Here is a 13,614-nt window from a genome sequence, read left to right as displayed (position 1 = left end):
CTCGTGGAAACTCGCATCACATTTTCTCGCCGCCGGGCGCTCATGGCTTTCGCCGCGGCTGCCTACGCCATGCCCACTTGGGCACAAGGCAAGTACCCCTCCCGCCCGGTGTCGATCGTGGTGCCGTTCCCAGCCGGCGGGGTGGTCGACGTGGTTGCTCGCATGGTGGGCCAGAAGATGTCCATCGCCCTCGGTGCGCCAGTGATCGTCGAGAACAAGCCCGGCGCCGGCGGCACGATCGGCGCCGCATACGCGGCGAAGGCGAAGCCCGACGGCTATACCGTTCTGTTGGGCGGCTCCGCCACGCAGGTCTTCGGCCCGGCGCTCTACAGGAACTTGCAGTACGACGCAAAGAAGGATTTCGTGCCCGTCGGCCAGATCAGCTCCGGCCCTCTGGTTTTGGTCACGGGCTCCAAGGTTCCCGCGACCGACGTGCCGCAGTTGACGAAGTACCTCAAGGAGCAGGGAGTGCGCGCGTTCTATGGGAGCAACGGCAACGGCACGTTTCCCCAACTGGCGGCTGAGCTTTTCAAGCAGGCCAACCACCTCACGTCGGCCCACATTCCTTATGGTGGCGGCCCGGCAGCGCTCACGGCTCTGATCACCGGGGACATCGCCTTCTCCATCAACCACATCCCGGTGGTGCAGGCAATGGTAAAAGCCGGCAAAGTTCGCGCCCTGGCGACCACGGGGAAGAAGCGGTCCGTCGCCTTCCCCGACCTGCCGACGCTGGACGAAGCGGGCATGAAGGGCGTTGAAGCAAATGCCTGGTGGGGACTTTTCGCCCCGGCCGGGACGCCAGGAGATGTTGTGCAGAAGCTCAACGACGCCCTGGCCGCGGCTCTGAAGGATCCCGCGGTTCGCATGGGTCTGGAGGCGCAAGGTGACGAGGTCGCCTACAGTTCGCCGAGCGACTTCGACGCCTTCGTGAACGCCGAGTCCGCGAAGTGGACCCGAGTGGTCAAGCTCGCGGACTTGCGCCTCGATTGAACCGCATGCAGAAGCAGTAGGGAACCGCGCCGACAAGACTATGGGTTAGGCAGCCCTTCTCCGAGCCGGCGGGTCCTCACGACCTGTTCGCACTGCTCCTGTTCGCCACCTGGCGCAATGTCTCGAACACAAGCCTCCGGGGCGCGACCTGCAGCGCGAGCTTCTGCTTGATGGCGGTCACTGCGCGCATCGCCAGCAGCGAGTGGCCTCCGAGTTCGAAGAAGTTGTCGGTGGCCTCGATGTTCTCCACGCCCAGCAGTTCGGACCAGATCTCGGCGATGGCCTTTTCCTCCTCGGTGACCGGCAACTGACGAGTGCGGCTGGTGCGTGACGCTTCGACGTCGGGGGCAGGCAGCGCGTTGCGGTCCAGCTTGCCGTTGGGCAGCAACGGCATCGCCTTCAATACCACCAGATGCTGCGGCACCATGTACTCGGGGAGCGAGGACTGCAGATGCTCACGAAGCGCCGGAACGTCGAGCTCCGGCGACTGTGGCACCACGTAGGCCACCAGGCGGACGTCGTCCTCACGCTCGGCGCGGGTGAGCACCGCGCACTGCGCGACGGCAGGGTGGTCCAGCAGCGTCGATTCGATCTCGCCGAGTTCGATGCGGAAGCCTCGCACCTTGACTTGATGATCGAGGCGGCCGAGATGCTCGAGCAAGCCATCGTGGTGCCACCGGCACAAGTCGCCCGTTCGGTACAACCGTGCGTCGGCTTCGTCGCGCCAGCGATCGGCGACGAAGCGCTCGGCCGTCAGCGCGTCGCGCGCGTGGTAGCCCAGTGCCACGCCCAGTCCGCCGATGCAGAGTTCGCCGGGCACACCGATCGGGCAAGGCAGTCCTCGTTCGTCGAGTACCCAGACCGACGTGTTGGCAATCGGCCGGCCAATGAAAATGCCATGGCGCGGTGCATGCACCCTCCAGGTGGTGGACCAGACGGTGGTCTCGGTCGGACCATACATGTTCCAGAGTTCCGCGCAGTGCTCCAGCAGCTGCTCGGCCAGGGGAACCTGCAGCGGCTCGCCGCCGATGAGGCCGCGAAAGCCCGGGCGGCCGGCCCATCCGGTGTCGAGCAGTGCGCGCCAGGCGGACGGCGTGGCTTGCATCACCGTGGCATCGTGGCGCTCGAGCATTGCGCGCAGTTGCCTCGGATCGGCCACATGGTCGCTGTCGGCCACGATGACTTGCGCCCCGACGGCGAGCGGGAGCAGAAGTTCGAGCACCGCGATGTCGAAGGACAGCGTGGTGATCGCCACCAGCCGGTCGGATTCGCTCAGGCCGGGCTCGCGCGCCATGGCCACCAGGAAATTGACCACGGCGCGGTGCGGCACGGCCACCGCTTTCGGGCGGCCGGTCGAGCCCGACGTGTAGATGAAATACGCCGGGTCGAGCGGCCGCGCATCGCGTTCCGGGTCCACACGCAGTGAGGGTGGCGGCGAGGCCGCCGCTTCGTCCAGGAGCACGACAGGGTCCAGCAGCGGAACCCCCGTGTCCCGGAAGTGCGCTGCCGAGCCTGGTCCCACGAGGATGGCGGACAGGCCTGCATCCGAGGCCATGTAGCGCAACCGGTCGATCGGAAAACCGGGGTCCAGCGGCACATAGGCGGCGCCTGCAGTCAGCACCGCCAGCTGAGCGGTCAGCATGACGGCGTCGCGCGCCAGGCTCAGGCCGATGCGGTGACCGCGCCCGAAGCCGCGCGCGCGCAGGGCCGAGGCGAGCAGCGCCACCGAAGCGTTCAACTCGCCGTAGGTGGTGCGCTTGCCTTGCGAATCGATGACCGCGGCGCGGTCGCGCAGCGCTAGCTCGCCGCAGCGCAGATGCCGGTGGATGAGCGGTTCGGGCGGCAGCGCTTGCTGCGTCGCGTTCCAGTGATCCCGCAGCAGCGCGAGCTGCGAAGGGGCGAGGAGCGGGTAGTCCGAGATCGGCAGGTGCTCGTGGCCGAGCACCTGCTCGACCAGCGACAGGTAGTTCTCGAGCATGCGCTCGGCCGACGTCGCGGCGAACAGATCGGTCGAGTACTCCAGGTGGATGCGGTGGCCGAATTCCGTGTCGACATGGATGGAGAGGTCGAACTGCGCCGCGGTGCGCTCGAGATCGAATTCCTGGTAGCTGAAGTCCACGGCCGGCAAATGGCCGAGGGGCGCATTGAGCACGTTGAAGAGCGTGCGCACGAGGCCTTCAGGGTGGCTGCGGCGGTCCTGCCCCAGCGCTTCCACGATCTCGTCGAAAGGAGCGTCCTGATGGGCGTAGGCCTGCAGGGCGGTCGTTCGCACCCGCTGCAGCAACTCGGAAAAATCGGGGTTGCCGGACAGATCGGTACGCATCACCAGCGTGTTGACCAGCGTGCCGACCAGTTGCTCCGTGGCCAGGTGGTGGCGATTGGCAATGGGCGTGCCCACGGCGATGTCATGGCTGCCGCAATGGCGCGCCAGCATGAGCTTGAAGGCGGCGAGCAGCACCACGAAGGGTGTGACCGCGTGCAGGCCACAGAAGCGGCGCAAGCTCACGAGCAGGCTTGCCGGCAGCGAGACCGACACCTTGGAGCCGCGAAAGCTGGGAAGCGGCGGGCGCACGTAGTCGGTCGGCAGGTTGAGCGGCTGCAGGCCGCTCAACCGCTCGACCCAAAAGTCGATCTGGTGGTGGCGCTGCGCCGCGGACGCCGGCGAGCGCTGCCATGCGGCGTAGTCGGCGTATTCGATCGCAAGCGGGGGCAGCTCCGCCGGGCCGCCCGTCGCGAGCGAGGCATACGACGCGAGAAGATCGCGCATCAGGATCGCGATCGACCAGTTGTCGGTGATCGCGTGGTGCATCACCCACAAAAATACGTGGTCGCTCTCATCGAGGATGACCAGCGTTGCATGGTGCAGGGGGGCCTGGGTGAGATCGAATGGCCTGGACGCCCGCTCGCCCAGGATCGACCGCGCTTCCTCGAGCCTGGCGGCGGCGGGTCGCGCGCGCAGGTCGACCTGCTCGACGTTCACGGGCAGGGACGGCGCAATGTGCTGGACGGGTTCGTCTTCCTGCATGGCGAAGCGGGTCCGCAGGCCCTCATGGCGCTCGACGATCCGGTCGAAGGCCGCCTGCAGCAGGCGACGATCGAACGCGCCGCGTAGCCGCAGCGAGACCGGCACGTTGTAGGCGACGGATGCGGGGTCGAACTGCTGGATCACCCACATGCGCCGCTGCGACAGCGACACCGGAAGGGCGCGGCCGCGCGCGACGCGCGGGATGGGAGCCAGATCGGCGGGCGCGGTGCGGGGCAGTGCCTCGTCCAGCCACGCGGCGAGCGCGGCAATGGTGACGTGCTCGAACAGAAGCGCCAGGGACAACTCGATGCCGAGCTGCTGGCGGATGCGGGAGGCGACCTGCATCGTCAGCAGCGAATGCCCGCCGAGGTCGAAGAAGCTGTCCTCGACACCGAAGGCCGTGGTGTGGAGCACGCCGCGCCAGATATCCCAGAGCGCCTCTTCCGTGCGGCTGCGTGGCATGACCCGGTCGCTGCCCTCCGCTCGGACCGGCGGCGGGCGCAAGGCCCGGCGATCCACCTTGCCGTTCACCGTCAGCGGGAACGTATCCAGCACCACGAGCTCGCCGGGAACCATGTACTCGGGCAGAACGCTGCGCAGGTAGCGCTTGAGCGCAGCCGTGGTGCCAGGTTCGGCCACGCCCGGCGCCAAGGTCAGGTAGGCCACGAGCCGCTTGTGTCCGGGATCGTCCTCGCGCAAGAGTACGGCGACGTCGGCGACCGATGGGTGCTGACCCAGTTGCGCCTCGATTTCCCCGAGCTCGATGCGAAAGCCGCGCAGCTTGACCTGGTCGTCGTACCGGCTGACGAAGTCGATGCAGCCGTCGCTGCGCCAGCGACCGACATCGCCTGTCTTGTAGAGGCGCGCGCCGCGATGCGGACTGAAGGCATCGCGGACGAAGGCGGCTTCGCTCAGGGCGGGCTGCCCCAGGTAGCCGCTCGCCATGCCTTCGCCGCCGATGAAGATCTCTCCCTTGACCCCGATCGGCACGGGCTGGCCGAAGGGGTCGAGGATGCGAACCACGGTGTTGTCGATCGGTCGGCCGATCGATGGCAGCAAGGGCCAGCTGTCCGGCGGCCCTTCCAGGTCGAGCGCCGTCGCGACCGGGTATTCGGTGGGGCCGTATTGGTTTTGCAGCCTGCAGGTGCCCAGGCGCTTGAACAAGGCCCGGATCTCGTTGCCGATGCGCAGCTGCTCGGCCCCGGTGATCACTTGCCGCAACGCGGGCAGGGCGTCCGACGACGTTGCGGCTTCCTCCGCCAGGTGCTGCAGCGAGATGAAGGGAAGGATCAAGCGCTCGACGCGCTGGTCGCGCAGCACGCGAAGCAGCGCGGACATGTCGCGGCGCACGCCCTCATGGATCAGCACCAGCGCACCGCCGCCGCACAAGGTGGTGAATATCTCCTGGAACGCGACGTCGAACCCGAGGGCCACGTACTGAAGGGTGCGTGGCGCAAGCGCGCCCTGGCGCTGGCGTGCCTGCCAGCGGATGAGGTTGACCAAGGCCGCGTGCGGCACCGCGACGCCCTTGGGCGTGCCGGTGGAGCCCGACGTGTAGATGACGTAGGCCGGGTGCTCCGGGCGCACGTCGGCTGTGAAGGGTTCGGCAGCCGGTTGGGGTGCAGCGCCGGCTTCGGCGTCGAGCACGAGCTGGGGTATATCCCGCGTGGGCAGCGCAGCCTGCAGCCTCCTGTGGGTCAGCACGACCTGCGGCGCCGCATCGTCGAGCATGCGGGCAATCCGATCCGCAGGATCGGCAGGATCCAGCGGCACGTAGGCGCCGCCGCACTTCAACACGGCGATCATCGCCACGATCATGTCGGCGCCGCGCCCGATGTAGAGGGCCGCGCGCTGGCCGGGACCGAGCCCGCCTGCGTGCAGACGGCAGGCGAGGCGATCCGCCTGCGCATCGAGCTCGGCGTAGCGCCAGCTCCGGTGATCGGCGACGAGCGCGACAGCCTCGGGCGTGCGAGCGGCCTGCGCCTCGAAGAGGGTGTGGACCATCGTGTCGGCGGCGGGCATGCTCCGCGTGGCGTTGAAGCCCTCCAGCAGCAGCGATCGCTCGTCCTCGCCCAGCATGAGGAGGTCGGCAACGCGCTGGGTGCCGTCGCAAGCCATGCCTTCGAGCAGGCGCATCAGGTAGCCGACCCAGCGCTCGATGGTGGTGCGGTCGAACAAGGCCGTGGCGTAGGCGATCCGGCCCACCATGCCGTCGGCGGTTTCGCGCAACAGCACCATCAGGTCGGAAGCCACGCTGTGTGGCGGGACCACCACCAGCTGCAACGTGGCGCCGGGCAGCGGGATCGGCTCGGTGTCGTAGTTCTGGATGGCCATCAGCACCTGGAAGATGGGGCTGTGGCTCGGGTTGCGTGCGGGCCGCACCAGTTCGACGACCTGTTCGAAAGGAACGTCCTGCCGCAGGTAGGCCGACTGGCCGATGCTGCGGACCCGGTCCAGCAGCTCATCGGCCGTCGGGTTGTCGCTCAGGTCCGTTCGCAGTGCGAGCGTGTTGACGAAGAAGCCCATGGCCTGCCGGTACGCCGGCCTGCGGCGATTGGCGACGGCGGTACCGATCACGATGTCCTGCTGACCGCTCAGGCGCGAGAAGAGCACGTTCAGGCCGGCCTGCAGCGCCATGGTCAAGGTGGCGTCGCGATGCTTGGCCCACTCGCGCAGCGCGGAGACAAGCCGCGTGGGGAATACGATCTCGACGTGATCGCCGGAATGGTCCTGCACCGGCGGCCGCGGATGATCGGTGGGGAGCTCCAGCAGTTCTGGAGACCCTTCGAGCTGGCGCTGCCAATACGCGAGGCGCGTTCTGCGCATGGGTGACGACGCGCGCTCCTGCTCCTCTGCCACGTGGTCCGCATACTGGGCAGGCAAGGCGGGCAGCGGGTCCGGCAGGCCCTGCGTGAAAGCGGTGTAGAACGCGGCCACATCGCTCATGAGCACGGCCGTCGACCAGCCGTCGGTCACCATGTGGTGCAGGCTCAGTACCAGGGTATGGCGCTGCGGGCCGAGCCGAAGCAGCCGCCCGCGGATCAAGGGTCCGGTCGCCAGGTCGAAGGGTGCCGTGCACTCCTCCTGGACCTGGCGTTCGCGTTCGGCTTCCATGTCCGCCGCGACCAGGTGCTGCAGGTCGCTCGTTCCGAGCGGGAAGGGTCCAGGCGGCGCAATGCGCTGCACCGGCTCGCCATCGATCTCGACAAAGCTCGCACGCAGCACCTCGTGGCGCGCCACGAGCGCCTCGAGGGCTCGCCTGAGGGCGCCCTCGTCGAGCGTGCCGTTGAATTCAAGTGCGCCCGAGATGTGATACGCATCGCGGACATCGGCCTTGATCCGGTCCAGAAACCACAATCGCCGCTGCGCAGTTGAAAGCGACATACGCCGTTGCGGCGTCTCTCCACCGATATCCATCAAAGCACCAGGAAAATAACGCCTCGCGTCGCTCTACCGCCGAGAACTGAACTCATGAGGAGAACTTTATGGCTATTCAGCCTGTCCTCGAAGAAACATCAGTTTAAATGTCGGACAAGTTGTGGAGGAAGCCACACGAGTTGGTATGCGCTCGCGCACCCGCGTTGCGGCCAGCTCGCCCAGCAGCTTCGGCCGTGGGGGTTTTACATCTCGAGCCGGGACGACGGCGTGCTTGCTGTTCCAACGCCGAATCGCCGGCGCAGTGCATGGGCCATTGCATTGAGCAGCGCAGACATCGCAAAGATGAAACCGATGTAGATCACGGCCGTGGCCGTGAGAATCTCGATCGGCTCATACCATCGGTTGACCAGCTTCTGCGATTGGAACATCAGGTCAGGCACGGCGATCACGGAGACCAGCGCAGATGACTTCACGATCACTGTGAACTGATTGCCGATCGAAGGCGCGGCATCCAGCAGCACCTGGGGCAGGACAATGCGCAAGAAAGCCCGCGTGCGCGACATGCCGAGGGAACTCGCAGCCTCGGCCTGTCCCCGCGGCATCGATTCGATGCCGCCCCGGAAGGTCTCGGCCAAGTACCCGCTCGACTGCAGCGCCAGCGCGACGCAGGCAGCGGCAAAGAACGAGTTCGGCCACCCGATGAGCTCGGGCCAGACATAGTTCACCCACAACAGCTGCACCAGGATGGGCGTCGCGCGGAAGAATTCGGTCAGAACGAGAGCGACTGTGCGCAGCGGCCTGACGTACAGCCGGACCAGCGCCAGCAGCAGACCGCCGATCAACGCGAACAGGAACGACGCGGCACAGACTTCGACGGTGACCTGGAAGCCGGCGGCGAACGCGTCGCGCTGGTCCCAGACGAGGCGCTGCCAGTTGCTCATGACGCCGCAGCCATCATGCGAACACCTTGGCGCGCCAGCGCTTGGACAAGGTCTGCAGCAGCGTAGCCGCGCAGAACACGATCACGAAATACGCAAGTGCGGCCCCGGTGTAGAGCGGCATCGGCCTCATCTCCTGGGAGCTCACCATCGAGACCTGGTACATCAGGTCCGGCACCGCGATCAGCGACACGATGCTCGTCGCCTTGAACATCGATATGAACTGGTTGGTCGATTCGGGCAGCATTCGCCGGACGACCTGCGGCAACACGATCCGCCACATGATGCGGCGCTCGGTCATGCCGAACGCCTGCGCAGCCTCGAAGTGCCCGCGCGGGACGGCTTCGATGCCGGCGCGAAAGGTCTCGGCAAAGTAGCCACTGTAGACGTAGCCCAGCGCGATCACCGACGAGACGAAGGGGTCGAACTCGAAGCGGCGCGCCAGCAGCGTGCCGATGAGCAGCGGCAGCACGAAATGCACCCATACGATCATGATGTAGTCGGGTGAATTGCGGGAAATCTCCGTGTGCAGCGTTGCGGCCCAGCGAAGCGGGCCAAAACGGCTGCGGCGCAGCAGCGCGATGCCGAGGCCTGCCAGCACGGCGATTGCCGCCGCGCAAGCGAACACGCCCAGGCTCATCCACAGTCCCTTGAGCAGGGCCTGGCGGTATTCCCAGAACAAGGTCAGGTCGAGTGTCTCCCGCAGCACCTCAGGCATGAAAAGACTCCCGCCCGGCCGCCTTGCTGAGGAACTGCCGCAGCCGCTCCGATTGCGGACGGCCGAACAGGTCGGCAGGGGCGCCCTGCTCCTCGACAAGGCCGTTGTGCAGGAACATGACGTGGTCCGAGACCTCGCGCGCGAACGCCATCTCGTGCGTCACGACGATCATGGTCGTCCCATCGCTTGCCAGGTCGCGCATCACGGCCAGTACTTCTTCGGTCAGCTCGGGATCCAGCGAAGACGTAGCCTCGTCGAACAGCATCACCTTCGGTTGCATGGCGAGTGCACGGGCAATCGCAACGCGCTGCTGCTGGCCGCCCGAGAGCCGCGCCGGATAGGCATCGGCCTTGTCCAGCATATGCACTCGCTGAAGGCAGGCCGTCGCGATGTTCCTGGCCGCCTCGCGGGAGAGCCCGCGCACGTGGCGGGGCGCTTCGGTGACGTTCTCCATCACCGTCATGTGCGGCCACAGGTTGAACTGCTGGAACACCATGCCGAGTTCGCGCCGGATCCGGTTGACATCGGCGACCGAGCGCGGCTTCCCGTTGCGCACGCAAAGAGACTCCCCCTCGATGAGTACATCGCCGGCGCTCGGCGTCTCCAGTCGGTTGATGCAACGCAGCAGCGTGCTCTTGCCCGAGCCGCTCGCGCCGATCATGCTGAGGACAGTGCCTCGATGAACATCGAGGCTGACACCCTTGAGCACCTCCAGCGCGCCGAAGTGCTTGCGCAGCCCGACGACGCGGATGCACGGGACATCGGCAGTCGGCGCCGTTCCCGGCTGTGATGCCGTTGGCCCGGCGGCCGCGGCCTGACCGTCCGCCGGCCTCACGCGCTGCCGAGCCTTTCCATGTGGATCTTCATCAGGCGCTCTGTTTCACCGTTGGTGCGTAGAAAGCCCGCCCAGAAGTCGAGGAAGTTCTTCCATTCGTAGTCACCATAGCGCACGGCCCAGCTGCTTGGCCGTCTGTCGATGGGATGTTCCGGATTGAAGGCGACAGCCCAATTCACACGCTTGGCCATGAGCTGCACGGCCACCTGGCTGCTCATCCACACATCGGACTTCCTGGCGCGCACGGGCTCGGCACCGAGCTCTGCCTGCCCCGTGGTGGTGATCAGCTTCGCCTTCGGGAACAGGATCGGAATGCGCGGCTCCTCGCTGCCGCCCGAGACGACCGAGAAGGTGACACCGGGATCGTTGAAGTCCTCGAGCTTCTTGAAGCGGCCCGCGTTGTCCTTGTGCACGAGCAGCAGGCTGCCGACCTCGTAGATCGGGCCGATGTAGTCGACCGCCATGGCCCGCGCCATCGTGTAGGTCAGCGCGGAGCCGAACACGTCGTAGTCGTCGCGGCGCAAGGCGACGGTCGCGTTCTGGAAAGTCACTTCCTTGAACTCGACCTTGACGCCCATCTGCTTGGCGAGCTCGGTGGCGGCGTCGAAGTAGATGCCGCCGAGCTCGCCCGTTTTCGCGTTCCTGTAAAAGAACGGGCCGGTTTGCGCATACCCGACGCGCAAGACCCCTGACTTGAGCACCTTTGCCAGCGTCGATTCCGGGCGGATGCCGCTGTCGAGCGATTGCGCGAGCGCCTGCTGCGGCACGAGTCCCGCTGTCGCTGCCAGCCCGGAGGCCGCGGCGCCGAGCAGTGCGGTGCCCTTGAGGAAGTCACGTTTGTTGCTGGCGATCTGTGAGTCCATGGTCGGGTTCTCCGGTGGTGAATGGGTGGGGTCAGCGTGCGGGAGGAGGGCGCGTATCCGGCAGCGTGAAGCGCTCTTCGGCCTGGAGGTCACGCAGACCGACGATCTCGCGGTGCAGGAAGACGGTGGCGTCGGCGTAGCCGACTTCGAGATCGATGCAGTCGCCGATGTCAGGCCGTACAAGGGCGCCCGCGAGATCGATCGTCAGGTGCGAAGCCGCATGCGCCATGCCCGCAACGCCTTCGAGACCCGATGGGCGTGGCGGCTTCGGATGGACGGCGAGCGATTTCCAGCCGGCATTGCAGACGATGCGCGTCGGGGTCGGCCGCGAAATCACGCTCGCGCGCAACCCGAGCGCGGCTTCGAGGTCGATCCCGAAATCCTCCCGGCATCGCAGGTCGCCGAACACGCCGCCACCGGCCTGGATCTCTGTCACCCCATCGAGTGTCGAGGTTGTCTCGAATGTTCCGGTGCCGCCGCAGCTGACCGTGCCGGGCGGGACGCTGGCGGCGGCGCAGAGGCGCGCACTTTCCGTCAGCAGGCCGACGGCATCCGCGATGGCCTGGCGTCTTGCGCCGCCGGCTGCAACGCGGGTGGCATGGCCTTCCCATGCCATGAGCCCCTCGAAGTGCAGCCCGCCTTCGTGCGCCAGGCGCCGGGCCAGGTCGACGACGGCAGGGCCTGGCGTTACACCGGCGCGTCCCAGCCCCACCTCGACCTCGATCAGCACCGGTACCGCCAGTCCGGCATGTCGCGCATACCGCGCAAGCAGCAGGCCCTGGGCCAGCGAATCCACGGCAACCATGACGCGCGCACGCCGATTGAGGTCCAGCAGTTGCTGGATCTCCAGCGCCTGCACCACCTGCGATGCAACCAGCACGTCGTCGACACCACCCTCGACCATGACCTTCGCCTCGTCCAAGGTCGCGCAGGTCACCCCGCGCGCGCCGGCGGCCAGGAGGCGGCGTGCCAGCGCAGGCGAGCGGATGCTCTTGACGTGAGGACGCCAGTGCTTTCCGCCGCGTGCGATGGTGCGGGCCATGCGCGCGACGTTTCGATCGAACGCGTCGAGGTCGAGTGTCAGCGTGGGGGTGCACAGTTGCATGTCAATCGCCGGGCCGGCCTGCGGGCAGGCGGGAGTCTCGCATGAACCGGCGCCGTGCCAGCGTGGCGTCGGGTTCGATCTGCCCGGCGGCGTCGATGCAGACCCCGTAGTCCCGCAGCGCGGCTTCGCGCGACACCTTCCCGTCCACGACGTCTTCGCACACCGCGTGAGGATCCCGCTCGAGCGGGTCGCCCCAGCCCCCGCCGCCCGCGAGCACCGCCTCGTACAGTTCGCCACGAACGAAGGTGCGCATGAATTTGCCTGGCAACTGGGAGCGCTCGCCGCCTTCCATGCTCAGGTAGTTGGCGGCGAACGCACCGCCGTGCCCGCCCTGCAGCCCATAGGGCTGGAATCTCTGCCGGTCGCTGCGCACCTGCAGCACTGCATCGGGCACGCCGGTGAGGCGATAGCTGCGAACCATGCCGACACCGCCGCGGTGCTTCCCGGGTCCGCCGGAGTCGGTCCGGAATCCGTAGGCCTCGATCCGCAGCGGCTGCTCACCCTCGACCACCTCGACCGGCGAATTCGAGTAGTTGACGGCGAGGGAGGACAAGCCGTCATTGGTGTCCTTGCCAGGCCTCCCGCCCCAGGTACCGAAAAGAAACTCCAGCAGCACGAACGGCTCGCGGTTCGAGTCGTAGCCTGCGATGGTCACGCCGAAATCGCCCTGGGCGCCGCAGGCGAAGACCTTTGACGGCAGCATGCGGGCCAGGGCGCCCCAGATCGCCTCGGTGGTTCGCATGGCGGTCAAGCCACGCGCTGCCACCGGTGCGGGCGTGGTCGGGTGCACCACCGATCCGGGTGTCGCGACGACCTCGATGGCGCGCATGAAGCCGCTGTTGGTGGGCAAGCCGGCATCCATGATGCAACGTACGCAGGCATAGGTGCACGATTGGGTCATGGAAAACGGCAGGTTGATCGAGCCTCGCACCTGCGGCGAACTTCCGGAAAAGTCGACCTTCAGGGCGCCGCCTGTCTTCTGCACGCGGCAGCGGATCCGAATCGGGTCTTCGCTGAAGCCGTCGTCGTCGAGATAGTCGTCGAACTCCCACTCCCCATCGTTCAGCGCCTCGAACGCGGCGCGCGTCATGCGTTCCGTGTAGTCGAGCAGGTGGGACATTTCCTCCCGCAACACGTCCGCGCCGTACTGGCGGGCGAGTGCCTGCATCGCGCGCTCGCCGCGCGTGCAGGCCGACACGGTCGCCATGACGTCGCCATGCACCTTGTCCGGAAGCCGGACGTTCAGCCGCAGGATCGCCATCAGGTCTTCGTCCAGCATCCCGCGGTCGAACAGCCGCACGGGCGGGATCCGCAGGCCTTCCTGGAAGATCTCCGTGTTGTCGCAAGCGTTGCCGCCGGCCACGCGGCCGCCGATGTCGGTCTGGTGGCCGATCGCCGCCGCGAAACCGAGGAGCGTGCCTTCGTGGTGGATCGGCTTGAAGACGTAGATGTCGGGCAGGTGGGTGCCGCCACCCGTGTACGGGTCGTTGGTGATGTAGACGTCGCCCTCCTGGATGTCGCCTGCGAAGCGTTCGAGTACGGTCTGCACCGTCGGTGGGAAGGAGCCCATGTGCATGGGCAGGCACAGCCCCTGCGAGATCAGCTGCCCCTGCGCGTCGATCAGGCCCGTGGAGAAGTCCATCGCCTCCTTGATCACGTAGGAGCGCGCCGTTCGAACCACCGTCGCGGCCATTTCGTCCGAGATCGCGGCGAAGGCGTTCTTGAGCAGTTCGAGCCGGATCGGATCGCGGGAAGGGGTCAT

At 67.0% G+C, this 13,614-nt stretch carries 8 protein-coding genes; 1 reads left to right on the top strand and 7 read right to left on the bottom strand.

Features of this window, described 5'->3' with window-relative positions; all coding sequences use genetic code 11:
- Positions 1–3 precede the first annotated feature (3 nt).
- The gene (locus E5CHR_RS27490) at positions 4–990 is read left to right on the top strand and encodes a Bug family tripartite tricarboxylate transporter substrate binding protein (protein WP_162582961.1); all 987 of its coding nucleotides are present in this window, start codon (positions 4–6) and stop codon (positions 988–990) included.
- 76 nt (positions 991–1,066) lie between these two features.
- On the opposite strand, the gene E5CHR_RS27485 is transcribed toward E5CHR_RS27490, so the two are convergent.
- The 7 genes from E5CHR_RS27485 to E5CHR_RS27455 form a co-directional block, all read right to left on the bottom strand.
- The gene (locus tag E5CHR_RS27485) at positions 1,067–7,399 is read right to left on the bottom strand and encodes a non-ribosomal peptide synthetase (RefSeq protein WP_162582960.1); all 6,333 of its coding nucleotides are present in this window, start codon (positions 7,397–7,399) and stop codon (positions 1,067–1,069) included.
- A gap of 236 nt (positions 7,400–7,635) precedes the next feature.
- On the bottom strand, positions 7,636–8,334 hold the full coding sequence (locus tag E5CHR_RS27480; RefSeq protein ID WP_162582959.1) for an amino acid ABC transporter permease: 699 nt from the start codon (positions 8,332–8,334) through the stop codon (positions 7,636–7,638).
- Between the two features lie 13 nt (positions 8,335–8,347).
- A complete protein-coding gene (locus E5CHR_RS27475; RefSeq protein ID WP_162582958.1) occupies positions 8,348–9,049 on the bottom strand; it encodes an amino acid ABC transporter permease in 702 nt (233 codons plus the stop codon).
- On the bottom strand, positions 9,042–9,884 hold the full coding sequence (locus tag E5CHR_RS27470; RefSeq protein ID WP_162582957.1) for an amino acid ABC transporter ATP-binding protein: 843 nt from the start codon (positions 9,882–9,884) through the stop codon (positions 9,042–9,044). Before E5CHR_RS27470 ends, E5CHR_RS27475 begins: the two co-directional genes overlap by 8 nt.
- A complete protein-coding gene (locus E5CHR_RS27465; protein WP_162582956.1) occupies positions 9,881–10,747 on the bottom strand; it encodes a transporter substrate-binding domain-containing protein in 867 nt (288 codons plus the stop codon). Before E5CHR_RS27465 ends, E5CHR_RS27470 begins: the two co-directional genes overlap by 4 nt.
- 31 nt (positions 10,748–10,778) lie before the next feature.
- A complete protein-coding gene (locus tag E5CHR_RS27460; protein ID WP_162582955.1) occupies positions 10,779–11,852 on the bottom strand; it encodes an alanine racemase in 1,074 nt (357 codons plus the stop codon).
- A gap of 1 nt (position 11,853) precedes the next feature.
- On the bottom strand, positions 11,854–13,614 hold the full coding sequence (locus tag E5CHR_RS27455; RefSeq protein ID WP_162582954.1) for a hydantoinase B/oxoprolinase family protein: 1,761 nt from the start codon (positions 13,612–13,614) through the stop codon (positions 11,854–11,856).

The organism is Variovorax sp. PBS-H4 (assembly GCF_901827205.1).
GTDB lineage: Bacteria > Pseudomonadota > Gammaproteobacteria > Burkholderiales > Burkholderiaceae_C > Variovorax.
This window is presented reverse-complemented; position numbering and strand designations above follow the sequence as displayed.

Excerpts from the sequence above, each read along its gene's own strand:
- E5CHR_RS27485 (WP_162582960.1), bottom strand. The coding sequence starts at position 7,399 with ATGTCGCTTTCAACTGCGCAGCGGCGATTGTGGTTTCTGGACCGGATC.
- E5CHR_RS27465 (WP_162582956.1), bottom strand. The coding sequence starts at position 10,747 with ATGGACTCACAGATCGCCAGCAACAAACGTGACTTCCTCAAGGGCACC.
- E5CHR_RS27480 (WP_162582959.1), bottom strand. The coding sequence starts at position 8,334 with ATGAGCAACTGGCAGCGCCTCGTCTGGGACCAGCGCGACGCGTTCGCC.
- E5CHR_RS27455 (WP_162582954.1), bottom strand. The coding sequence starts at position 13,614 with ATGACCCCTTCCCGCGATCCGATCCGGCTCGAACTGCTCAAGAACGCC.
- E5CHR_RS27475 (WP_162582958.1), bottom strand. The coding sequence starts at position 9,049 with ATGCCTGAGGTGCTGCGGGAGACACTCGACCTGACCTTGTTCTGGGAA.
- E5CHR_RS27460 (WP_162582955.1), bottom strand. The coding sequence starts at position 11,852 with ATGCAACTGTGCACCCCCACGCTGACACTCGACCTCGACGCGTTCGAT.